The following is a 21,490-nucleotide window of genomic DNA, read 5'->3' on the forward strand; positions in this document are numbered from 1 at the left end:
GCGCGACCCCCGCAACTACCTGGCCTTTCTCGGCCTCGCCGCCGCCCTCTGCTGTTACAAGCGACTTCTCCGCCTCACCACGTAGGACACGGTCTAAGTGAAGTTCCTCAGCCACAGACCGAAATTCCTCATCGCTCTGTGGATAGACGGTGATGAACTTTCCCCCGTTGCCACGGCTCACGTCGCCCGCGACCAGGATCCCCACCTGTTCAAGAGCGGCAGCAAACTTGAAGTGGCAGTTTCGGGCCACCAGGACTTCCGCGGCGCGAGCGAGGACGAGCGGCGCCGACAGGGGCGTCGCCGACACATGTAGCTTCCACCCCTGCGTACGGCGCTCCCGGCTTGGAGGCTCCATGTAGCACCAGAACTCCTGAGGCCGGACCGTCCACCCTTCTGCGCCGCGGCGGTTGACCACGTCACGGGCGATGACTTCCAGCACCGTGCGGTCGGCCGTGTGCAACTCGGTGTCCGTAGGCGTTCGGCTGTCCACACGCTGCTCCTGCTGTCGCTTCTTCGAGACGTCGGATCCCGGCTGGAGGGGTCTGCGTATCCAATGATCGAGGGCTGAATGCCGGGTCGACTAAGTAAGGAGCACTCAAAACTGAACAAGCGATGACCACATAGGACACGGTCGCCGGGGACAGCGTCTCATCAGGCGTGTTCTGCGTTCCCCGGCCCCGCGGGCGCACCCTCGACAAGAGAATCAGCCACTCCGCGATCTTCCACAGCCTGTGCCTGGTCAGCGGCTGCGCCTGGGGCGCTCTACCGCCGTGCATTGCATGTCGAAGTCGACGACCACTGAGGATTTCTTGTTGTCGTCGGGGAGTGACAGCTCATGATCGCTGCGCTATGCCGGTGGCTTCTGGCTGACGGCCCCGCGGGGGAGATCCTCCCCGACGTCGGCTTCCAGGGCCTGGGTGCCCAGACCGATGGTCGGATGATCACACCACCCCACCGCAAGTTCAAGAAGAATGCTCCGGACTGGTAACGAGGAGATGTATGAGCACCAGCGCAAAGCTCACTCCTCGAGGCGCATCCAGGACGAGCACGGCATTGCCCACTTGAAGAACTGGCGGGCCCTGACCCGCCAGTCCGGCCGCCGCGAGCACATGAGTCACACCGTCCAGGCCATCGCCGACTGGCTGCGATGGAACGCCTCGCTCAGGCGTACGTCGTCGCGGCGCTGGTCGTGCTGCTGATCGCCGTCGTCCACCGGGGCTACCCGAACCTGCGCTTCCTTGTCCTCCTGATCGGCATACCGACGATGCCCTGGGGGATTTCGATCGCCATGCTCTCGGTGCTCGAGGTGATCCTGGGCACCTTCACCTGGTTGAGCACAGGGAATTACTCGGTCGACGCGGGATTCATGTGGCACGTCGCCTTCGCCGGAACCATCGCGGCCTACCTCGGTTCCTGCCTCGCTGTCCTCCGCGGCGGCAGCATCCCGGGAGGACTGTGGATCACCGCGTCAGAGTGAAGACACCGCGGTGAGCATCGGAACGAGCGAACGCCGTGCAGATTGCTGGGGCGCCGGCGTCGCGGGCCACGACGGGAACGGATGGGTGCGAGGCCGCGGACCAGCGGTATGAGGGCGTGGCTGTCGTGGGGGTTGGCGGTGGAGATGGCGATCGAAAGCCAACAGAAGCCTGAGAAATGAGGAAAACATACTCAATATCAACTTCATCAGATGCTAGAATATGCCGTTAACGTTGACATGCCAGTCCAGATGCGCGCCGGGTTACAAGCAGGCCCTCTAGCGATTGCACCCAGCGGATTTTCATGTGACCAACGAGGATCACCTTCCAACGCAACAATGTCGAAAGATCCAACGACGCATAAAAATAGAAGCAAAGCACTTCAGATTCGGCAAGCCCCGAGCGAGCTTTACCCAGGCCCTTGTCGTTTTTGATCACAAAGCTTAGTGCAGTTAGTGAAGTATGCCGCCGAGTATGCGAACCCTCCTTGGGATTGCAGCCACTGACTCAAAGAACGCAAATATTTACATTTGCCTAAACGATACCATCTGCCTCTCCCGATCGGATGCCCGTCATGAAGAAAACAAGCAGAATGCGCCTCGTGCCCGCAATTACCCTAGTGGCTGCAGCTTTCATCTCCACCTCCATCCCGGCTCAGGCCGATGAAAGCGATAAACTCCCGGGAACACCCCAGGCGGTCACGACGGGTGGCCTGCCGACAGGTTTTTCCTCATGGAGCGAAGTGCTGGATAACCAGCGCAAGGTCGACCTAGTGGCACAGCAAGTGACGCAAGTAAACGAGCAACTGACGAACAAGGGCCTTGGGTCAGTCGTTGTCTCTCCTGAAACGCTTTCATTGAAATTATATTGGCACGGTCAGGTGCCCGCCGAAGTGATAAACGTTATTGCAGCCGCAAGGGCCTCCGGCATCGGCGTCGAGATGCTGTCCGCCAACTACACCAAGCAGCAGCTTCTTGCCGCGGCCGAAGAGATCGCCTCCAAGGCCAAATTCTCAGAAAACGACACCGGCCAGGTCCGCATTACAATGGTTGGACCAATGCCCGATGCCAGCGGCGTGCGGGTATCTGTGATGGGTGACACCGATGATGCTTTAGCTCTGCCTGCCATCACTGCTGCCCAAACCACCACCGTAATCGAAACCGGCGTCGACCCCGCCGAAGAACCGCTCTATTCGGCTGTACCCCCTACGTCATCCCTGACAGGAAGTTGGGATCGGTGGCATGATGTCGGACCGTTCTGGGGCGGTGCGAACATCGGCGGCTGCACCAGCGCTTTTACCGTGACCGACAAGGAAACAAAGTCAAAGCCCAGGATGGTCACAGCAGCTCATTGTAATGGATTTTCGGCTGGTTCGGCGACGGCAAATATGTACACCACGCCAGGCGGAGTGGACTATGGTTGGGCAGTTGAGCAGTGGGGAGGGGTAGGGTATGACGCTGCCATTCTTCACGTGCCCGGCGGCACAGGAACGCCAGTCGCCAATACCTACAGTACAGCCATTTACAACGGGGATCCGCTCAACAAGAGTGCCCAGTGGGGGACATCGATTCTTGGATCCCATCAGAATTTTATAGGCGACTATGTTTGCAGCAGTGGCTCGTATTCGGGCACCGTGTGCAATGCGAAAGTCAAGGGCTTGGATGAGACTTATGGTGGAACCTCGATCAAATTCCTAGTACGAGTGGAACATGTAGCAGGTGAAGGCATTTGGGGACCGGGTGATAGCGGTGGGCCAGTCGAAGAACTGTCCGCCGATGGTAGCAAGGCTTATGCACGTGGTGTGATCAGTATGGGTGACGATGCAGCAGTTGTTAACTGCCATGGAATTACGACAGGTCGAAAGTGTCATTGGCGAGGATGGATGACCGACATTAACCATGTCGAATCGCTCTATGGCCCTGTGCTGACATACTGAGGTTACGTTTGGTGGGCGTGGTACACCAACGGCCCCTCAGTCACTACTGAGCCTCTTTCATCCTGGAGTCCCAGGGGTGAAGATCCAAAACATCACCGCAGGTCAGAGCTACTCAAGGCATCGTGCCGAGCCGAGGATGAAAGAGGCTCACTCACACAGTCAACGAGCCTGAACTCAAATCGTTTCTGGATCTTCGGAACGGTCACCGATCGGGTGACGGCTGGCTGCGGATAGCAGGGGAGGCCTTTGTGCAGGTCAGCAGGGTGTGGACGGCTTGGATGGCTGTGCGGATGCGGCGGGTGGAACAGCGGGCTCGCCGTAGTAGCCGCCACGTCTTGGGTTGAGCGGAGGCGCGTTCGCCGGGGGCTCTCAGTCGTGCATGGTCGCAGTTGAACTGCTGGTAGTGCCGGGGTTGCTCGCTGTGGTGGTAGTACGGGGTGCGGAAGGTGCGCCGGCGCCCTGGTAGGCGCGGTCCGCGAGCACGAGGATCTGCCGGGTCAGGCAGGCGGGGACGATGCCGTGGGCGCGGGCCGCGGTCAGGTCGTGGATCCTGCCCGGCATCGCGCGGGAGAACCAGAGCGGGGTGCCGTTCGGACGAGCGACGACCCGGACGTTTATGCCGTGTTTCCGGTGCTTCCGCGAGTAGTACGGGCTCGTCCGCGGCGATGCGGTCGATGGGGGTGAGCGTGCCGTCGACGATGACGAAGTCTCCTTCGCCCAGGCCGACGAGGGCCTCATGCAGGCCGGGCGCCCAGGAGGCCAGGATTTCGAGGGTCTCGTCCACGTACCGCCAGCGGTCGCGGTGGAGATCGCGAACCCTGCGGCGAGTTGGGGCAGCGTCTTGTTCTTGCGCAGGTGCACCAGCGCCAGCAGAGCCTGGTGGAAACAGCCCAGCCTGCGCCACCGCATGCCGCGTTCACACCTTCGGGCATAGATCAGCCATGAGCATGCTCAACCAGCTCATGCGGAACGTCGAGCGTGGCACGATACGGGACCGAGCGAGGCTCCTCGGACGAAGCGTGGTACGCAGAGAACACCATGCAACGACCAGGAGCCACGCCTCGTCACACCACCTCGCGGACTTGCAGCACCACCCCCGCAGAGCAGGATGAAAACGGTTCATTCAGAATAGATAGCCGAGGAGGTCGACAACGCCTTCGCCCCACGGTTCCCCTGACAACACCTTCACCATCATCTCGCCAAGAGGCTTTTCTGCTACCCCGAGTGTTTCGTGATTGTTGATCATGAGCCATTTTGCATGATTGGCCACTTTTACATATCCGTTGGCGAGATAGACTCGTGGGTCATCTGCGAATAGGAGTATCGCGTCGGCCCGGGAAGAGCGCGCTGTGGCCTCCACCTCAATCAGGAGCTGGCTGGCAATCCCACGAGACCGCGCCGGCGTGGCAACGCAAAGATCTATAATGCCAAAAATTCGGAGCGCCGCGCTTCCGTTGCGGATCATGCGGTGATCGAGTCCCGCCTGGGCAACTAGATTGCCATGTTCCCATGCGAGACACCTGCAATGAGGAAGCTGTTTGTAGTAGCTGCGTGAAGGGTATTCAGGAAAGCAGGCGCCAAGCAACTCCTGGATTTTTTCATGCGTTCGTGCATCGATTTCATGTTCCGGTTTTGTTTCAATTTGCACTGTTGCTCCGTCAGTTGGTCGATAGGCGAACGTTATCAACGGTCGGCGAGACGGTGTCAAGATTGCTCGTCCAGTCCCTCCGGATCCTTCGCGAGTGAGCCTGCGGGGCATGAGGATAATGAAGGCCCAGGTCAGGCGTGCCTCAGAGGTCGTTTTCTCCCCAGTGTTTTATCCCGGGATTCGCTGTTTGGTCTGCGGTGTCGGGTCGCGCCAGGAAATGGTGTTCTCGCCGGTGAGGCGGCGGGCCGTGAGGTCGGTCATAGCGATGTGAATCACGGCTTCGGAGCGGGTGGGCAGAGCCTCGTAGCCGCGGGCCAGTCGACGGCGCAGCATGAGCCAGCCATAGGTCTGTTCGACTGCCCACCGCTTCGGGATCGGGGCGAAACCCCTGGTCCCGGGCTTGCGGGCGGTGGTTTCCATGTCGATACCGAGAACGGCGGCATGCTCGACGAGGTGCTGACGGTAGCCACCGTCGACCCACACTTGCGGATACCGGGATGGTCAGCGGCGACCTGGTCCAGCAGCCGGGCGCCGGCGGGGGAATCCTGCACACTTGCCGCCGTGACCAGCACGACGGCCCCCTCGGTCGCGTCTGGCCGTGCAGGACAGTACGGGCGCTCTACGTTCCCGCCCGCCTGGGTCCGGCAGGCCGCGTACTGCCGTCGGCCACCCGGGGCGGGGCGGTAGATCCGCCCCCACGGTCCCAGCCCCCGCTCGGTGAGCTGCCAGTCGGCACGCTCAAGCTCCTGGAGGACCGCGTGCCCCAGAGGTGGCTCAAGGCATTGATGAAACGAACGGGGGTGGTCGCGGGGAACGTGGTGCGCCGCCGTGCCCGCGACGCTATGGAACAGACCCTCGGACGGTTCGCGCCATGGCAGAAGTGATCTTGATGTAGGACCCGCCGCACGGGCGGGCTCTCACCACCGAAGAGACGGAAGGAGAGGTGCTGCGTGAGGCCGGCGGTGGGAGATACCAGTTGACCGACGACTTGGACGATCGGGGAAGGCGTATCGCAATGGCGTACATGGACTGATTGATCACCGAAGCTGGCAGCGGTGTCGGCTCGATGGCACTTCCCCGGCGATTCTACCGGCGGTAGAATCGCCAGCATGAGCAAGCCGACGAGCATCAAGACCAGCGAGGAAGTGCGCAACCGGCTGCGTATCCTCGCCGACGAGCGCGGCACCACCATCACCGAGCTGCTGGAAGAGCTCGCCACCCGCGAGCTTACGGAAGCCGAGCGTGAGCAGCGTGCTGTTGAGGCCGCCCGTGAGCTCGGCATTGAGTACACCGAGCAGGTTCAGCAGGTCGGCCAGGACGCCTGGGCGAAGATCCGCGCCCATCAGGGCGACGCCGCCGCATGAACCTGACGGCCGTCCTGGACCACACGGCTCTGGCCGCTCTGTACCGCGCGGACTCCTTCTTCACTGGCCTCTACATCGAGGCCTCGCGAGGATCCGGTCGTGTCATCATCCCTTCCCTTGCCGTGCTTGCTGCCGAGCGGCAGGTTGCGGGCGCTGGCAAGCACGCGGCATCTCTGCGGTTCGCAGAGAACGTTCCGTTCACCGCAGCTCATGCCGTGGATGCGATGGACTGGAAAAACGTGGACTGGCCGGTGGCCCATGCTGCTGCGATCGCCTGGCACGCGGTGAAGGCGGGAGAGCCGCTCACGGTCCTGTCGCTGGAACCCGAGCTGTACGCGGGTACCGGCATCACTCCGCTGAACCCCACTTGACCCGCGCCGCCTCGGGCGGGGGCCGTGTCCCGCAGGAAACGGCCTCCTTCTTTGGTCATCGCCCGGTGGGCAGGTGGGCCTGGCGGGTGAGCACCAGGCCACGCAAGTGGTTGCGCGTGTGCTGCTCACCGTCGGGCCACCGGGCTCCGGATGCCTGATCGAGGGGCATGTCGGCCATGAGGTGGGCGATGTCGACGAAGTAGGCGTGATCTTCGTCGGACGTCTGTTCTCGTAGCCGGGCGAGTGCGGCGTGCAGTGCGGTGTGCTCGTCGAGGACGGCCTGGTGAAAGGGCGCAGGCCAGAGCCGGGGGCGTCGCCACAAGACAGGGGCCAGTGTCCGTCCATCATGCAATTCAACGCATTCCAGTCACCACCACGCGACAAGCCCGTCTGGCCATGCAAAGCGCCGCGATCCGCGGGCGCTCGCCAACGCCGTCCGGCGAGAGGCGGAAGGCCGGCTGTCCGCACATGGTGATCCTGCTGCACCGTCCGGATGCCTGCGACATTGAGTCCCCCCGCGCCGGTGAAGCCGAGCGCATCGTCGGCAAGCACCGCAAACGGGCCCGTCGCCGACGTCCGCCCCTCGAGCGGCCATGATTGCCGCTCTGCGACGCGCTGCGCTCTGCCCGCCCCGAACCGGGGGAGGACCAGAGCCCTCTACCATGCCGGCTCGCGCGCACGTCGAGCCCTGGCCGCCGCCAGCGCGGTGGGGTCCAACGAGGGACGTCGGCGGGGGTGAGGTCGGGTCTGGTGGTCCGGTGGAAACGTGCGGGATGCCGCTACTGGCCGCCGACCTCGCGGGCAACGTCGATACCGACTTGCGCCCCCAGATCGGGCTCGACCAGCGTGACGGACGGCGCCTCCCGGCTGCCCCATCCGGCAGAGAACGTCCACCCCGTCCACGGGTGCCTGCCCAGCGTCGCGGTGAGCAGGCCGCCGGCCGCAGCACCGGCTGCCCGGGCAAGGGTCGCGCTGCGTCCGTTGTGCTGAAGTCCCGTCGTTGTACCGGCCGAGCAGCAGCGTGCGGGGTGCGGCCGAGGAGCCGGTGACCGCGCCGACTGGAGGCTCAACGACGTCCACCGCCCGTCGGTGAGGGGCTGGCAGAAATACAAGGTCCGCGAGGCGATCTGAAGACCCCCCTCCATCCCGACCGACGCCTACGTCAGCCACTCGCCCACGACGTCGGCCCCGGTGCTCGACGGACACAGCGCCCACGGCGCCGACAGCCGGTGGGCGGCGAACACGGACTCCAGTGCGGCCTTGCGCCGCCGGTACGGCCACCCGGTCGTGTCCGTCCCGGACAGCCGCAGCAGATCGAACGCGACGAAGTGGGCCGGCCACTCCTGTGCCGCCCGGGCCGGCCCCCGCACCGCGCTGGGCAAGCCGGTTCTGCAACCGCTCGAACGCGAGGCGGCCCGCGGCATCCCATACATCCAGTTCGCCGTTTATATGGGCTACCACGTCCGTCTCACCGACGGCCTTCCTCCAACGAGCTGGTGCACGGTAGGCGGTGAGGCGTCGAGGACTGCGGTGGGGATCAGTGTTCACATCTGTCGTGCCGAGGTCAGGTCCGCAGTCTGCTGGTGGGACAGCAGGCCGGCAACGACTTGGACCATGTCGCTGATGTGCTCGCGGCGTCCGAGGTGGCGGGCCAGTGCCCGCCAGTTCTTCAAATGCGCGATGCCGTGCTCGACGCGGATACGACGTGAGGAGTGCGCCTTGCGTTGCCGCTCGTGCGTCTCCTCTTACCAGTCCGGGGCGTTCTTCTTGAATTTGCGGTGCGGTGGCGTCACCACGCGCCCGCCGGTCTGGGCGCCCAGGCCCTGGTAGCCGGCATCCGCGAGGATCTCCAGTGCGGGCCCGCCGTCCAGGGGCCTGACCAGCCCTAAACGCGACCGTTGCCGTCCGTGACAACCATGCTCTTGACCGCGTTCTGCTTGCTCTTGCCGGAGATGAACTTGTCCCGGTCCTTGCGCCTGGCCGCCGGACGCGGATCTCGGTTCCGGCGATGATGCCGGTCTTCCCGCTGGTCCCCAGGTGGTCGACGACCTCGGCCAGTGTCCGCAGCCGCACACCCGGGCTGATGGTGCACCCCCGCTCGGCGAGCAGGGGCCGCACCTCGCCGATGGCACGGGTGATGGTGGAGCGGTCCACACCGAACCAGCAGGCCAGCACGCCATGAGTGACGGCATGGCGCAGATGCACGAGCGTGGCCAGGAGCCGGTCGACGAACACCAGCCGGTGCTTCGCACCCGCGCCCACAGCCCGCTTCCGTGGCCTGGACTCGAGCTTGGCTTGGTGTCGCTCGTGCCACAACGGCCCTACCTCAGCGACGAGTTCAGCGATCACGCCAGCCGACAGGCCCGTGATCCTCCGATCGCTGACGATCACTTCACGAGACGCGTTCCCCACCACACGACCATGATCGACGATCAGGAGCCTGACGCCTCACCGCCTACCGTGCACCATCCCATTAGCCTCAGACGAGATCACCGAGTGGCTGTCAATACACCACTCCAGCGGACGTGGCCCTCACCCCGCTCTCCATGGCGGATATCCGGGGGCTCCTGGACGCTCTCCTGCCCCGCCCTCGTGCCATCGACGACCCCCTCACCCAGACACTGAGCTCTTTCAGCGTGGCCACTGATCGGATGAAGGGATCGATGCCCGCAACGCACGAGGCTCCCGTGCCGTTGGGGGGAGGTGTTCGAAGTCTCAACCCACTGGCACAGGAGCCGCGTTGGTTCCGTATTCTGCCGCACTCGACCTGCCCCACGCCCTGGTCGAGTGGGTCACCATGCTCATGGTCACCCGCGAGGGTGACCGCCGCTGCAAGCTCCCACCGCACCAGCGTGCCCTGGTTGGCCTGGTGTACCTGCGCCGGCACGACACGCTCGCTCAGCTCGCCGCCGGCTTCGGCATCTCCGTCGGCACCGCCCACGCCTACATCACAGCCGTCGTCGGCCTGCTCGCTGACCGTGCGCCCGGTCTGCTGCGCGCCCTGCGCGAGGCCGACCCGGACTACGTCCTGCTGGACGGCACCCTGGCGGAGTGCGACCAGGTCGGGGACAGCCGGGCCGACTTCTCCCACAAGCACCACCGACATGGGGTGAATGTGCAGGTGGTGACCGACCCGGTCGGACATCTGCCGTGGATCTCACCGACGCTGCCGGGCCGCGCACACGATCTCACCGCGGCCCGGATCCACCGGATCATCCGGATCTGCGAACGCCAAGGCGTTCCCATCCTCGCCGACCGCCTACATGGGAGCCGGGCCGTGGGTGACGACGCCCCTCAGACGCCCGCCGAACCGTGACCTCACGCCGACCCAGCAATCCGTCAACCGCGCGCTGTCCGCGGCACGGGCACCGGTCGAGCGCGGCGTCGCACGACTGAAGGCGTGGCGGATCTTCCGCAAGTCCCGGTGCAGCCCGAATCGAATGTCGTCAATCGCCGCAGCCGTCCTCACCCTCGAGCGGCAACGCTGAAAATGCTCACTGACATGGTCGGCCTGGAGAAGACACCGCCGCGCCATCGCCCGCCGCCGCTGCCACTACCAACACGCAGCTCAGAACACGAACCGCTGCTGGAGTAGTAGCGGTCCCACCGCAGTCGGTGGCCATCTGGTCCGATGGCTGCGGAATGACCGCGCAGATCTACCGTCGGGCATCGACCGAGCGTCTGGGGCGGTGTTTCCGAATGCGACGTGCGCGGCTCTTTGTGGCCGCGCACGTAGTACTCGGACTATGAGACCCGGGTGACCCTCATGAGGTAACTCACCTTGCACTTGGCGGCTCCCGCAGATCCGTTGAAATAACCGGCGGAGAGCGGGGTGTTCGCCAGGGCAGTGTCCAGGATTTTATCAACCTTGGTCACGCAGGCGGCGTCGTCCCCCCACATGCCGTCGTGGTCCCACCAGTCCGCACCGATAGAGAAATGGTTGCCGATCTGCGCGCGCATCTTGATGCTGCTGGCGCTTCCTGTCGTGACCGCATCGAAGTTGGTGCACTGGTCTCGATCGTCGCTGTGGCAGAGACCATAGGGGACGTTAGCGGTGCTTCGCGAGACTAGGTCCGACGCCACATTGTACTCGCCCGCGTAGACACCCAGCAGGTAGCACTGATTCCAGTAGTCGCAGTTCGGGTAGGTGGTACCAGCGGTTCCCGATCGCTTCCAGTTAGCCGAGCTCAGGAAGTCGCGGAACGCGCTGTCCGGCGTCCATGGCTCGTAGTTATGCCAGTCCGGAATGTCTTCGTTGACCAGCGAGAAGTCACCGTAGGTCTCGACGTTCTCACACCCGCTGACCTCGAGGAAGTCGCAGTCGTGGATGTCGCTGAGTGTCAGGTATTTAAACTGCACCTCGATGTCGTACCACCCAGTCGAAGCCTGCGCGGCAGACGCCGAGAACATCGTCATGGACAAAGACAGGGCGCCTGCCGCAACGGCAGATGCCGCAGCCTTCTGTATGTGATTCATTTGTTGATCCTCATTTCATGTGAAGCCTACAGTCAACTTCCTCGGGTAATGAGAGTATAAAATACTCCATTGCGGGCATGGTGACGGCTCGCTCTCCCAGGCATACGGGACAATCGCTTTCCGCATTGAACTGTATGCGGCTCTCCGGTGTCGCCTTCAGCACCCCCGAACCCCTCGTCCAGCGCATTTGGCGCGGCTTGCGGCACATCCAGTTCCGCAGCGATCTCATAGACGGGCTGCCTCGCCGAGGCCGGTCTGACCATCCAGCCCACCTGAGCAACCATGCGACATCACGTGTTCAATCTCAGTAACCAGCTGCCGCGCTCTGAACCGTTCGGGTCTGGTGCATGTTCGGGTGACAGGTTCGGTCACGCGGCCTGGAAGGCCGGTGTGGTCATTACGGTCTCGAATTCGACGGGTGTCAGCCGGCCGAGTGCCGCTTGTCGGCGGCGCCGGTGATAGGTCCGCTCGATCCAGGACACGATCGCGATCCGCAGTTCCTCGCGGGTGGCCAAGCTCCGGCGGTCGAGGACGTTCTTCTGCAGAAGGCTGAAGAAGGACTCCATGGCCGCGTTGTCGCCGGCTGCCCCGACCCTCCCTATCGATCCGGCCATGCGGTGCCGGTCAAGGGACCGGACGAACTTCCGGGACCGGAACTGCGAGCCGCGATCGCTGTGCAGGATGCACCCGTCGACGTGTTCACGCCGGGCCACCGCGTTGTCCAGGGCGGTCACGGCCAGGCGGGACTTCATCCGCGCGTCGATGGAGTAGCCCATGATCCTGCCGTGCTCCTCCCCGGTCGTGGAGATGTCCCCTGTCGTGGCAGACAACCACGGCAACCCCTGTCAGAAGACGGTGGGAGACACCATCTACCGTCAGTTCGCACCCGCCGGCTCCTACGACGGGAAGTTCAAGGTGCAGTTCCGCGCCGATCACTGGGTCACCTGGTGGAAGGGATACCGCGTCGAGGATGCGAGCGGCAAGGTCCTGTTCCAGGACTACACCGAAGGCGACAAGCGCAGCACCTCGACCTTCACGCTTCCGGCCTCGAACACCACCGGCCTGAGGATCATCATCTCCAAGGCCAAGTTCCTCGGCGTCCACACCGACATCTACCAGGTTCCGGTCAACAGTCTCTCCCAGAGCCTCAAGATCGCCAGCGACGGTGCGGACAACAACGCCAAATGGCACGTCAACTACACCTACCGCAACGACGGATAACCCGCCACCGGCACCACAACAAGCGGCCCCGACCCCGGCGCCCGCAGCATAAACCGCTCTCGTCCCGGGCGAACGCCCTGCCATCCGTCCCCGCACCCCTCAACACCCTCCACCCGGGTGCTTGCGACGAAGCGTTCTGGTCCCAGTTGGCGCGTTTACCGCCTCTGACCAGCGGAAAACGAACCCGCATTAGGATCGACCGAGGGCGTGATCGTCCGGTTCGTCCTGCCGGTGCCTCCCCCTTTTCGCCCGGTCGCGGCGGCGTGCTGGTGGGCCCGGACGATGGTGGAGTCGATCTGAACCAGCCAGTCGATGTCACCGGCGGCGTCCGCCTGGGCCTGGATCTGTTGCAGGGCCCGGGTGAAGGCGCCGTCGAGGGCATAGCGGCGAAAGCGGGTGCAGACCGTCTGCCACGGCTCGGGCTCTCCTCACGCTGGCTCATCTGCGAAAGAACGGGACGTTTGCCCAGCTCGCGGCCGGCTTCGGCGTCTCGACCGCGACTGCCTGGCGGTCCGTCGACGAGACCCGGAACGTCCTCGCCGCCTGGACACCAGGCTTGCAGGAGGCCCTGACCGGACTGGGCGAGGGTGATCACGTGATCGCCGACGGCACTGTGATCCTCATCGACCGCATCGCCGCGGACGAGCCGTACTACTCGATGAAACACCGCCGGCACGGCATGAACGTGCAGGTCACCGCCCGCCCAGACGGCACACCACTGTGGTTCTCCCGCGTGACACCGGGCCGCACTCACGATCTGACCGCGGCCCGGGCCACGGGATCGTGCAGGCCTGCCTGACCCGGCAGATCCTCGTTCTGGCCGACCGCGCCTACCAGGGCGCCGGCGCCACCTTCCGCACCCCCTACTACCACCACAGCGAACAGCCCGAGCACTACCAGCAGTTCAACCGCGACCAGCGCGGCTGAGGGCTCCTGGGCAGCGGGCCTTCGCGCAGTTGCAGTCCTGGCGGATCCTCCGGCGGGCCCGATGCTCCACCCGCCGCATCGGCACCATCGCCCAAGCTGTCCACACGCTGCTGACCTGCAACTATTCAGGATGAAAAAGGCCTGTCGCGTCGACCAGCATGGAGAAGTAGCCGCCGCCACCGAACAGGCAGACGGCGACGTTGAAGGGATGAGTCCGCTCGGAGACCGAGAAGCGGAACGAGACAGGTTCGCCGTCGAAGGGGATCAACAGCTCGGCACCGAGCGAGACGTTCGACAGGGTGAGGACTCCGACGCCGCTTGCCGGAAGCGCCAGTTCGTAGCGCGTGCGGATTCCGCTGGGCTGCACCTCGATGTACGCACCGCCGCCGAAGCCGTCGGCGGGCAGGGCACTGCGCAGGCTGCCTGCGCTCCGCGGCCGCGCCGCCGTCCTTCGTGTTTCCACTGATCATGTTGCGCTGGGATTCGAGCACCCCGGCGAGCATCGTGACGAACAGCTTCGTCATCGGGTCCTCGGTGGTGAGGTCCATCCCTGCCAGGCGCCGGACGCGATGCGCAGATGCAGGCCGCGCCGTCGGAGGATGTCGCGGACGTCGAGTACGTCCTGGACCGAGCGGAAAGGGCGCGCGGCATCCGCCAGACGCACGACGTCGTCGACTGCCGCCTCGTCGAGCAGGCGCTGAAAGCCGGGCCGCTTCAGCAGGTGGAGGCGGCTGGAAGTGGCCAAGGCCAGAGTCAGACGAAGATCACCAAGTGGGACACCTTTGATACGCCGTCAGAGGGTCAGGGTTCGGCCGTCGTCGAGAGCTGGACCCCTCGACGGCCGACATGGACAGACCTGGTCTCGAACAGGCCGGTTATCGATGTTCTGGACACGTGAGTGGTGGGAGAGAGGCGTTTTCCGATTGCGTACGTGCTCGCGGTCTCCGTATCCTTCCGGACAACGCGTTGACGGAGACGAGTAGCCGGGGATCACGCGAGCAGAGAGAGCCGCCGGGAGCTGGGAAGGCGGTCTCGCGCCCCGAGGTGAAGACCCTCCCGAGCGCGGGGAGGAACGGCCCCATCTGGTGGCCCAATGCCCCGCCGGCTGGCCCCCGTCACCGGGCCCGAAAGAGGCCGCCATCAGTTGGCGGCGAAAGTGCGGTGGCACCGCGAGTTGCCCTTCTCGCCCGCACTCCCAAGGGATCATGACGACGTCCTTCGGAGGACCGCAATGATCCAAAGCCGTGTACACGTCTCCGACCTGCGAGAACACGTCGGCCGTACAGTCACCGTTTGCGGCTGGGTGAACACCCTGCGGCTGCAGCGCAAGATGCAGTTCGTCATCGTGCGGGACAGCACCGGCCTCGTGCAGCTGACCCACAAGCGTGACGACGGGCCGCTGGAGGCCCAGCTCGAAGCCCTCACCCCAGAGTCCGCCGTCAAGATCACGGGACGCATCGTTGATGCTGCCCAGGTCAAACTCGGCGGCTTGGAGCTCATCCCAGAAGCCGTCGAGGTTCTGAACCTGGCCGCCACGCCGTTGCCGATCGACGAGCACACCGGGATCGAGCACCGGCTGGACTGGCGCTTCCTCGACGTGCGTCGGCGTCCTGCCACCCAGCTGATGTTCGCCGTGCAGACCACCGTGGAGCAGGGGATGCGCGAGTACGCCTACGCGCAGGGTGCCACGGAGATGCACACCCCCAAGATCATGGGCACTGCCTCGGAGTCCGGCGCCGAGGTCTTCAAGCTCGGCTACTTCGGCCGCAGCGCCTACCTCGCCCAGTCGCCGCAGTTTTACAAGCAGACGGCGATCGCGGCCGGTGTCGAAAAGGTCTTCGAGATCGGCCCCGTCTTCCGTGCCGAGCCGTCGTTCACCTCTCGGCACGCCACTGAGTTCACCGGCGTCGATGTAGAGCTGGCCTGGATCGATGGCGTCGAGGATGTCATGGCGTTCGAGGAGCGGATGCTCGCCCACGCGATCGCCAAGGTAGCTGACGCCCACGGCGAGGCCATCCGGGAACAGTTCGGTGTGGAGATCACCGTCCCTACGACGCCGTTCCCCCGCATCACCATGGCTGAGGCGCACGACATCCTGCGCAAGGGCGGATGGGACCCGGAAGGCATCAAGGAAGACCTGGACCCGGAGGGCGAGCGGAGCATCAGCGCCCACCTTCAGCAGGCCACTGGTCACGAATTCGTGTTCATCACGCACTACCCGGTGAGCATTCGGCCGTTCTACCACATGCGGCCGGCTGACGACCCGGGTGTGACCCTGAGCTTCGACCTTCTGTGGAAGGGGTTGGAGGTCACCACAGGGGCTCAGCGTGAGCACCGCTACGACGCGCTGCTGATGCAAGCCGCCGAGAAGGGCATGAGCACCGAGCCGATGCAGGACTACCTGAACGCGTTCCGTTACGGCTGCCCGCCGCACGGTGGCCTGGGCATGGGCCTCGGACGGGTTCTGATGGTGATGCTCGGCCTGGAATCGATCCGAGAAGCCACGTTCCTGTTCCGCGGGCCGAACCGGCTCACCCCGTAACCGACCGTGGACGGTGCTCCACGGCACGGGCCGACGCCTCGTGCCGTGGAACACCTGCTCAGTAGCGGACATGGTGCAGGTCATGCGTTTATGCCTCGCCGGGGTTCTTGTCACAGTAGGCCCGCAAGGCCAGCTCCCTCTCGAAGAAGCGGCCCTGGTGGCACTGCTTCTTTGCGCCCGAGACGAACGCGTGGCGGCCGCCGCGGTCGGCTGGGGGCTGGCGGACCTGGATTTCGGTGGCGTCCAGCAGCAGCTCGATGCCCTCGGCCTGGGCGTAGGCGAACACGTCCGCCAGTGTCCGTGACCGCAGGCCGGGGCGGTCGGGGACCGCGCACCCCTGCTCGGCCAGGAGCGTGCGTATCTCTGTGATCGCACGGGTGATGGTGGAGCGGTCGACGCCGAACAGCAGCCCCAATACGGAGTGCGGCAGGCCGTACTGCAGGTGGATCAGTGTGGCCACCAGCCGGTCGACGAAGACCAGCTGGTGGCGGGCGCCGGCTCCCGCGGCCCGCTTCCTGGCTCCACCTCGTGCAGCATGGCGACGACCCTCGACCCCGGCCTGCCACGACACGGCCAACTCCTCGACCAGGCAGATGAAATGATGCCGAGAGATCCCTATGAGCAGCCGATGTGTCAGCACCGTCCGGTTGACCATGATCGCCACAGACGGACCATGCCACCGGCCAAACATGACCCGCCCACTATCACGCACCAACTCGTAAGGACTCGCAGAGAAATGAGGTGTTGCTTCACGTGATGCGGCTCGTTGTTGTGATATGAGGTCTCCGATGAGGTTCGTCGTCAACTCGCTGTGAGGTTTGAGGTGTTGTTCCCGCACCGGGACGAGCGGCAGCGGCGTCTGTTGATGGGAGCCGAGGCTCGGATCCTGGGGCACGGGGTATCCGCGCGGTCGCACGGGCTGCCCAGGTCAGCGAGGCCACAGTCCGCGGAGGCGTGGACGAGCTGGAGGCCGGTGAGGAGCCTCTGGGCCGGGTACGCAGTCCCGGTGGTGGCCGCAAGAAGGTCGCGGACCTTGATCCGGGACTGCGGCGCGCTGCTGGCATTGGTGGAACCTGACGAGCGCGGCGGTCCCATGTCGGCACTGCGTTGGACGGTGAGATCGACCAGGACCCTAGCGGCCGAGCTCGCCCGTCAGGGGCACAAGGTGAGCGCAGACACCGTCGGGGACTTGCTCCGTGAGGAGGGCTTCAGCCTGCAGGCCGGTGCCAAGACCATCGAGGGCAAGCAGCACCCGGACCGTGACGCCCAGTTCCGCTACATCAACGAGCGGGCCAGGCAGCATATGGGCGCCGGCCAGCCGGTGATCAGCGTTGATGCGAAGAAGAAGGAACTCGTCGGCGACTACAACAACGCGGGCCAGCAGTGGCGGCCTGCCCAGGAGCCGGTACTGGTCAAGACGCACGATTTCCTCGACCGTCAGGGACCCGGCAAGGCGATCCCCTACGGGATCTACGATATCGCCGCGAACACCGGCTGGGTCAGCGTCGGCACCGATCACCACACTGCCGCGTTCGCTGTCGCCTCGATCCGCCGCTGGTGGCAGGCCCGGGGCCGGCACGACTATCCGGATGCCACCCGTCTGCTGATCACTGTGGACGCGTGCGGATCCAACGGCTACCGCACCCGCGCCTGGAGGACAGAACTCGCAGCCCTGGCCGCCGAGACATGCATGGACGTCACGGTCTGCCACATGCCGCCGGGCACGCCGAAGTGGAACAAGATTGAGCACCGGCTGTTCTCCCACATCTCCATAACTGGCGTGGTCGACCGCTCACTAGCCATGACGTCATCGTCAACAGCATCGCGGCGACCACCACCCGCACCGGGCTGAAAGTCCACGCCGAACTCGACCCGGGCACCTACGACACCGGCATCAAGGTCACCGACAGCGACATCGACGCCCTGCCCATGCACCGCCACAGCTTCCACGCCGACTGGAACTACACCCTCCACCCTCACCCACGCGACACCACCAGCACAGCCCAGAACCCACGGTCAGCCGGCGGCCCGTCCCCGCAGCCCTGCCCAAGGGATCTGCGCGACCCGGAGCTGACCGGTATGCCCAAATCACGCTGAACGAACTTATCAACCAACTAACTGCGGATTTAGACGAGTTACGTGAGCCAAGGACGGCTCCGGCAGCGAGGAGGCGAACGCATCCGTGCTCGCGGTGCAGGGGCCAAGGACAAGCTGACGACCGCCGACAGAGTCCTGGCCACCAAGCTCTACCTGCGCAAACTCGGCACCAGAGACCTGCTTGCCGGGCTCTTCAGAGTCACCGGAAGCACCCTCACCACGGCCATCCACCAACTGCCCAGAGCAGGTCACCATGGAGACCAGCGGCACGGTGTTGCAGCCGTTGGTTAAGCAGCAGATACTCTAGTCCACTTCGCGATATATCCAGAACTATCTCAGCAGTAAGCCATCGCATCGGCTTGATGATCAATTGAGATAGTGGAGATTGACTTGCGCTTCCTCAATAGGGGGCCAGCGGCCGCCCTAACACTAGCGACGCTTGTGAACTTACTTGGAGTCCTGTCCGCTTCGCCGGCCCATAGTGAGCCAATAGGAACTCAACCGCAGTACTCGTATACGGATGCCATCCGGGAAACGGTATATGTCGAGTCGACCGTCGACAGTGACAGTGACGGAAAGCTCGACCGGATAGCTGCAGATATCATTAGACCAGCTGGAGTGAATGAGAAGATCCCCGTCATTATGGAGGCGAGTCCATATTACACGGCGGCAGCCGGGGGACGGGGTAATGAGAGCGAGCGGAAAAAGTATGACGCAAATGGGAAGCCCATCAAGTTCCCTCTATACTATGACAACTATTTCGTTCCTCGCGGGTACGCCGTAATATTGGTGGACGTGTCAGGAACGGGCCGATCGCAAGGGTGTCTGGATGCTGGAGGACCTGCCGACGTAGCAAGCGTCAAGGCGGTGGCCGATTGGCTGGATGCGCGCGCGAAAGGATTTACCTCAGTAACCGGAAACGCCCAAACGGACGCCGATTGGGATAACGGAAAAGTTGGCCTGATCGGCAAGTCGTACGACGGTACACTCGCCAATGCGGCTGCTTCGCTCGGTGATGAAATCCCCAATCTTACTACCATTGTCCCAATTGGGGCCATGGCAAGTTGGTATGATTTCAATCGTTCGCGTGGTCTTGTTCTCCGTACAGCAACACCCACTGGCTTGGCCAATACGTTCGGCAACAACCCAAAATGTGTCGAACAGAAAAACCCTGATCTCGATAAAAGGGCCGATGCTGTAACTGGCAACTATAATGACTTCTGGAGACAGCGAGACTACCGAGCGAGCGCGCAGAAGGTGAAGGCCAGCGTGTTCCTTGTCCACGGATTGAACGATGCGGTTGTCCGAGGTAGCGGGGTCGTTTCCAACGATCACGCCGGTTGGTGGGACGCCCTCGGAGAGGCTGGCGTTCAGCGAAAAATGTGGCTTTCTCAAGTCGGCCACGTGGATCCGTTTGACTTCCGGCGAGAAGCCTGGGTTGAGACGTTGCATAGATGGTTCGACTACTGGCTATATGGCATCCAAAATGGAATAATGGATGAGCCCTCAGTAGATGTTGAAGTCAAACCTAACGTATGGAAGTCCTCGCAGTATTGGGGGAGTAGTCTGGATTACCGTGAAGGTTTTACTACAGGCAACAAGGAGACAACCATATACGACACTAACCCCCAAACAGAGCAACAGATGTCCGATCCTGCCGGTGGCTACAACTGGAAAACCATCGTACCCGTATGGAAGTTCGATCACGATGTACGGTACAATAAAAGTACCGAAGTTCGCTTGACTGCTCGCCTTAGTACTCCCGGAACACACTTGACGGCCTTGCTGGTAGACAGAGGGACGGGGAATAGGATCGATTACAGGAATAATGAAGGTGTGGAGACGCTCGGTACGCAGACTTGTTGGGGAGACTCGTCGCCGACGGACGACAGCTGTTACTTCGATGTCGTTCGGCGCATGAAGACGGACAGTTACCACGTCGTTAGTCGAGGGTTCCTCGATACGCGCAACAATGACTCCCTGGATACCGAAACTCCGACACCGATAGGATCCTGGAAGGATTACAGTATCATATTGAATCCAATCGATTATACGTTCGAGGCTGGCCATCAGATCGAAATTGTAATCGCCGCTAGCGCCCCCGACTGGACAGTCGTGGATGACGGTAAAGCGGAAATAACGATCCAATCCGGTTCAATCGAAACGAACTTGGTACGTGTGATCCCCTGAACACCTGCGGGCTCAGGTGCGTTCGATCGCGCTTGAGCCCACCTTTCTTTGCCACCCAGTGCATGAGTTCGCCGGGATTCTCGACCGTGGAGCCGATACCGGACGTGCCAGCTCTTGACGCCTTCGTGGTCCTGGAGGAGGAGGTGGCGGCCGGGACCGTGGCCGGGTACGGGGTCGCCGCCTGGGCGGGTCTGGAAGAAGAAGCATTCACGGTGGGGGAGCTGCTCGCCCCTTACGAGCTGGTGCATGGTAGGCGGTGAGGCGTCGAGTTCTCGATCGTCGATCATGGTCGTGTGGTGGGGAACGCGTCTCGTGAAGTGATCGTCAGCGATCGGAGGATCACGGGCCTGTCGGCTGGCGTGATCGCTGAACTCGTCGCTGAGGTAGGGCCGTTGTGGCACGAGCGACACCAGGCCAAGCTCGAGTCCAGGCCACGGAAGCGGGCTGTGGGCGCGGGTGCGAAGCACCGGCTGGTCTTCGTCGACCGGCTCCTGGCCACGCTCGTGCATCTGCGCCATGCCGTCACTCATGACGTGCTGGCCTGCTGGTTCGCTGTGGACCGCTCCACCATCTCCAGCTCGGCGATCGTCTCGTTGTCGCCGTACTCATTGAAGTGCTCAGCCAGGTACGGATGAACGTGCTCAGCTTGGTGGACGGCAACCTGTCGGCCTTGTTGCGGAGACCTCAAGGAAAGGGGCCTCCTTGTTGCTCGAGCTGGAAAGAACGGATGATCGAAGCATGGCCATGAACCGAGGTGCCTTCGAAGACGTCCCGTTGACCACGCTCTTCCCTTTCCTGTCGCCTCCCGACGTGGAATCCCTGAGGCATGCGGCTCGGGCCGTCGATGCGGCTCGCGTCGATGGAGACGGGGCGGAGTGGGAATGGGCACTGCAGCACGCGGTCTTCCCGGGCACGCAGCCGTGGACGCCGATCATCCTCGGCCTGGATGTCATCGAGCATGCGGCTGGGGCCGATCAGCTGGAATTCCAGCTTGAGATGGTGTGGACAGACCGGGGCCGGCTCGCAGTCGAGGCGGCGGTGAACGTGAGCTGCTGGTGCGACACCGATCACGCCACCCATGACGTCGACGCTCTCAGGCTTGTCGTCGGCGAGGAGAACTCGCTGCCTGGCGCCTTCCAAACAGGCGCTGAGCGTGTGATCGGATGGCCGACCGACCCTCGCGACGCGGACTACTGGCGTGCCCGAGCGGGACTGCCCGCCCGCCAGCGTTGCTAGGAAGCTG

The 21,490-nt window shown here is 63.6% G+C and carries 17 protein-coding genes and 11 pseudogenes; 15 read left to right on the forward strand and 13 right to left on the reverse strand.

All coding sequences use genetic code 11. The annotated features are described in order from the left end of the window. Positions 1–157: 157 nt before the first annotated feature. Positions 158–490, reverse strand: a pseudogene (locus ACZ6CZ_RS34745) (class III lanthionine synthetase LanKC N-terminal domain-containing protein); the annotation flags it as partial. Between the two features lie 657 nt (positions 491–1,147). Here ACZ6CZ_RS34745 and ACZ6CZ_RS34750 point away from each other — a divergent pair. Together ACZ6CZ_RS34750 and ACZ6CZ_RS34755 are read left to right on the forward strand one after the other, a co-directional pair. Then, complete coding sequence (locus tag ACZ6CZ_RS34750) at positions 1,148–1,477, forward strand: hypothetical protein (protein WP_469029412.1); 330 nt, start codon at positions 1,148–1,150, stop codon at positions 1,475–1,477. Positions 1,478–2,049: 572 nt separating this feature from the next. Then, complete coding sequence (locus ACZ6CZ_RS34755) at positions 2,050–3,411, forward strand: chymotrypsin family serine protease (protein ID WP_469029414.1); 1,362 nt, start codon at positions 2,050–2,052, stop codon at positions 3,409–3,411. 202 nt (positions 3,412–3,613) lie between these two features. On the opposite strand, the pseudogene ACZ6CZ_RS34760 reads toward ACZ6CZ_RS34755, so the two are convergent. The 3 genes and pseudogenes from ACZ6CZ_RS34760 to ACZ6CZ_RS34770 form a co-directional block, all read right to left on the reverse strand. Then, a pseudogene (locus tag ACZ6CZ_RS34760) lies at positions 3,614–4,451 on the reverse strand (transposase family protein). An 83-nt stretch (positions 4,452–4,534) separates the two neighbouring features. Further along, complete coding sequence (locus tag ACZ6CZ_RS34765; RefSeq protein WP_469029417.1) at positions 4,535–5,059, reverse strand: GNAT family N-acetyltransferase; 525 nt, start codon at positions 5,057–5,059, stop codon at positions 4,535–4,537. Between the two features lie 168 nt (positions 5,060–5,227). Then, positions 5,228–5,631: pseudogene (locus ACZ6CZ_RS34770) on the reverse strand (transposase); the annotation flags it as partial. Between the two features lie 537 nt (positions 5,632–6,168). Here ACZ6CZ_RS34770 and ACZ6CZ_RS34775 point away from each other — a divergent pair. Further along, positions 6,169–6,423 carry a hypothetical protein gene (locus ACZ6CZ_RS34775; RefSeq protein WP_469029420.1) on the forward strand — a complete coding sequence of 85 codons (255 nt, stop codon included), beginning with the start codon at positions 6,169–6,171 and terminating at the stop codon, positions 6,421–6,423. After that, positions 6,420–6,794, forward strand: coding sequence for a PIN domain-containing protein (locus tag ACZ6CZ_RS34780; RefSeq protein ID WP_469029425.1), 375 nt, complete (start codon positions 6,420–6,422; stop codon positions 6,792–6,794). Before ACZ6CZ_RS34775 ends, ACZ6CZ_RS34780 begins: the two co-directional genes overlap by 4 nt. 55 nt (positions 6,795–6,849) lie before the next feature. Here ACZ6CZ_RS34780 and ACZ6CZ_RS34785 read toward each other — a convergent pair whose 3' ends face one another. The 4 genes and pseudogenes from ACZ6CZ_RS34785 to ACZ6CZ_RS34800 form a co-directional block, all read right to left on the reverse strand. Beyond that, entirely contained in the window at positions 6,850–7,116 is a 267-nt protein-coding gene (locus ACZ6CZ_RS34785; protein WP_469029428.1) for a hypothetical protein, read from the reverse strand. A gap of 835 nt (positions 7,117–7,951) precedes the next feature. Beyond that, positions 7,952–8,176, reverse strand: a complete 225-nt coding sequence (locus ACZ6CZ_RS34790; RefSeq protein ID WP_469029431.1) for a DNA ligase-like domain-containing protein — start codon at positions 8,174–8,176, stop codon at positions 7,952–7,954. 162 nt (positions 8,177–8,338) lie between these two features. Continuing rightward, complete coding sequence (locus ACZ6CZ_RS34795; protein ID WP_469029497.1) at positions 8,339–8,494, reverse strand: hypothetical protein; 156 nt, start codon at positions 8,492–8,494, stop codon at positions 8,339–8,341. 448 nt (positions 8,495–8,942) lie between these two features. After that, positions 8,943–9,209: pseudogene (locus ACZ6CZ_RS34800) on the reverse strand (transposase family protein); the annotation flags it as partial. A 325-nt stretch (positions 9,210–9,534) separates the two neighbouring features. Between ACZ6CZ_RS34800 and ACZ6CZ_RS34805 the strand changes: the two are divergent. Next, a pseudogene (locus tag ACZ6CZ_RS34805) lies at positions 9,535–10,282 on the forward strand (transposase). A 256-nt stretch (positions 10,283–10,538) separates the two neighbouring features. Here ACZ6CZ_RS34805 and ACZ6CZ_RS34810 read toward each other — a convergent pair. Continuing rightward, positions 10,539–11,270 (reverse strand): hypothetical protein, encoded by a 732-nt coding sequence (locus tag ACZ6CZ_RS34810; RefSeq protein ID WP_469029434.1) that lies wholly within the window; start codon positions 11,268–11,270, stop codon positions 10,539–10,541. Between the two features lie 140 nt (positions 11,271–11,410). On the opposite strand from ACZ6CZ_RS34810, the pseudogene ACZ6CZ_RS34815 reads away from it, so the two are divergent. Further along, positions 11,411–11,546, forward strand: a pseudogene (locus ACZ6CZ_RS34815) (transposase); the annotation flags it as partial. Between the two features lie 92 nt (positions 11,547–11,638). On the opposite strand, the pseudogene ACZ6CZ_RS34820 reads toward ACZ6CZ_RS34815, so the two are convergent. Further along, positions 11,639–12,052, reverse strand: a pseudogene (locus ACZ6CZ_RS34820) (transposase); the annotation flags it as partial. Positions 12,053–12,089: 37 nt separating this feature from the next. Between ACZ6CZ_RS34820 and ACZ6CZ_RS34825 the strand changes: the two are divergent. Both ACZ6CZ_RS34825 and ACZ6CZ_RS34830 read left to right on the forward strand, forming a co-directional pair. Further along, positions 12,090–12,491, forward strand: coding sequence for a hypothetical protein (locus ACZ6CZ_RS34825; RefSeq protein ID WP_469029436.1), 402 nt, complete (start codon positions 12,090–12,092; stop codon positions 12,489–12,491). 418 nt (positions 12,492–12,909) lie between these two features. Beyond that, positions 12,910–13,552 (forward strand): annotated as a pseudogene (locus tag ACZ6CZ_RS34830) (transposase family protein); the annotation flags it as partial. Here the strand turns inward: ACZ6CZ_RS34830 and ACZ6CZ_RS34835 are convergent. Continuing rightward, the gene (locus ACZ6CZ_RS34835) at positions 13,540–13,881 is read right to left on the reverse strand and encodes a hypothetical protein (RefSeq protein ID WP_469029439.1); all 342 of its coding nucleotides are present in this window, start codon (positions 13,879–13,881) and stop codon (positions 13,540–13,542) included. The pseudogene ACZ6CZ_RS34830 and the gene ACZ6CZ_RS34835 sit on opposite strands and share 13 nt — an antisense overlap. 57 nt (positions 13,882–13,938) lie before the next feature. After that, positions 13,939–14,082 carry a hypothetical protein gene (locus ACZ6CZ_RS34840; protein ID WP_469029500.1) on the reverse strand — a complete coding sequence of 48 codons (144 nt, stop codon included), beginning with the start codon at positions 14,080–14,082 and terminating at the stop codon, positions 13,939–13,941. 567 nt (positions 14,083–14,649) lie between these two features. Here ACZ6CZ_RS34840 and aspS point away from each other — a divergent pair. After that, positions 14,650–15,960, forward strand: a complete 1,311-nt coding sequence (gene aspS / locus ACZ6CZ_RS34845) for an aspartate--tRNA(Asn) ligase (RefSeq protein WP_469029442.1) — start codon at positions 14,650–14,652, stop codon at positions 15,958–15,960. A gap of 163 nt (positions 15,961–16,123) precedes the next feature. Here aspS and ACZ6CZ_RS34850 read toward each other — a convergent pair. Beyond that, a pseudogene (locus ACZ6CZ_RS34850) lies at positions 16,124–16,615 on the reverse strand (helix-turn-helix domain-containing protein); the annotation flags it as partial. A 210-nt stretch (positions 16,616–16,825) separates the two neighbouring features. On the opposite strand from ACZ6CZ_RS34850, the pseudogene ACZ6CZ_RS34855 reads away from it, so the two are divergent. The 6 genes and pseudogenes from ACZ6CZ_RS34855 to ACZ6CZ_RS34880 form a co-directional block, all read left to right on the forward strand. Further along, positions 16,826–17,877: pseudogene (locus ACZ6CZ_RS34855) on the forward strand (ISAzo13 family transposase); the annotation flags it as partial. A gap of 138 nt (positions 17,878–18,015) precedes the next feature. Continuing rightward, positions 18,016–18,294, forward strand: a pseudogene (locus tag ACZ6CZ_RS34860) (ISAzo13 family transposase); the annotation flags it as partial. 204 nt (positions 18,295–18,498) lie between these two features. Then, positions 18,499–20,247 (forward strand): CocE/NonD family hydrolase, encoded by a 1,749-nt coding sequence (locus tag ACZ6CZ_RS34865; RefSeq protein WP_469029503.1) that lies wholly within the window; start codon positions 18,499–18,501, stop codon positions 20,245–20,247. A 104-nt stretch (positions 20,248–20,351) separates the two neighbouring features. Then, complete coding sequence (locus ACZ6CZ_RS34870) at positions 20,352–20,507, forward strand: hypothetical protein (protein WP_469029445.1); 156 nt, start codon at positions 20,352–20,354, stop codon at positions 20,505–20,507. Positions 20,508–20,540: 33 nt separating this feature from the next. Beyond that, positions 20,541–20,882 (forward strand): helix-turn-helix domain-containing protein, encoded by a 342-nt coding sequence (locus tag ACZ6CZ_RS34875; protein ID WP_469029448.1) that lies wholly within the window; start codon positions 20,541–20,543, stop codon positions 20,880–20,882. Positions 20,883–20,985: 103 nt separating this feature from the next. Next, a complete protein-coding gene (locus ACZ6CZ_RS34880) occupies positions 20,986–21,483 on the forward strand; it encodes a hypothetical protein (protein WP_469029450.1) in 498 nt (165 codons plus the stop codon). Positions 21,484–21,490 lie beyond the last annotated feature (7 nt).

This window comes from Streptomyces sp. NPDC041135, assembly GCF_055592085.1.

Bases quoted from the DNA above. Each gene is read 5' to 3' on its own strand.
- ACZ6CZ_RS34750 (WP_469029412.1), top strand. From the start codon at position 1,148: ATGGAACGCCTCGCTCAGGCGTACGTCGTCGCGGCGCTGGTCGTGCTG.
- ACZ6CZ_RS34755 (WP_469029414.1), top strand. From the start codon at position 2,050: ATGAAGAAAACAAGCAGAATGCGCCTCGTGCCCGCAATTACCCTAGTG.
- ACZ6CZ_RS34775 (WP_469029420.1), top strand. From the start codon at position 6,169: ATGAGCAAGCCGACGAGCATCAAGACCAGCGAGGAAGTGCGCAACCGG.
- ACZ6CZ_RS34780 (WP_469029425.1), top strand. From the start codon at position 6,420: ATGAACCTGACGGCCGTCCTGGACCACACGGCTCTGGCCGCTCTGTAC.
- ACZ6CZ_RS34810 (WP_469029434.1), bottom strand. From the start codon at position 11,270: ATGAATCACATACAGAAGGCTGCGGCATCTGCCGTTGCGGCAGGCGCC.
- aspS (WP_469029442.1), top strand. From the start codon at position 14,650: ATGATCCAAAGCCGTGTACACGTCTCCGACCTGCGAGAACACGTCGGC.
- ACZ6CZ_RS34880 (WP_469029450.1), top strand. From the start codon at position 20,986: ATGGCCATGAACCGAGGTGCCTTCGAAGACGTCCCGTTGACCACGCTC.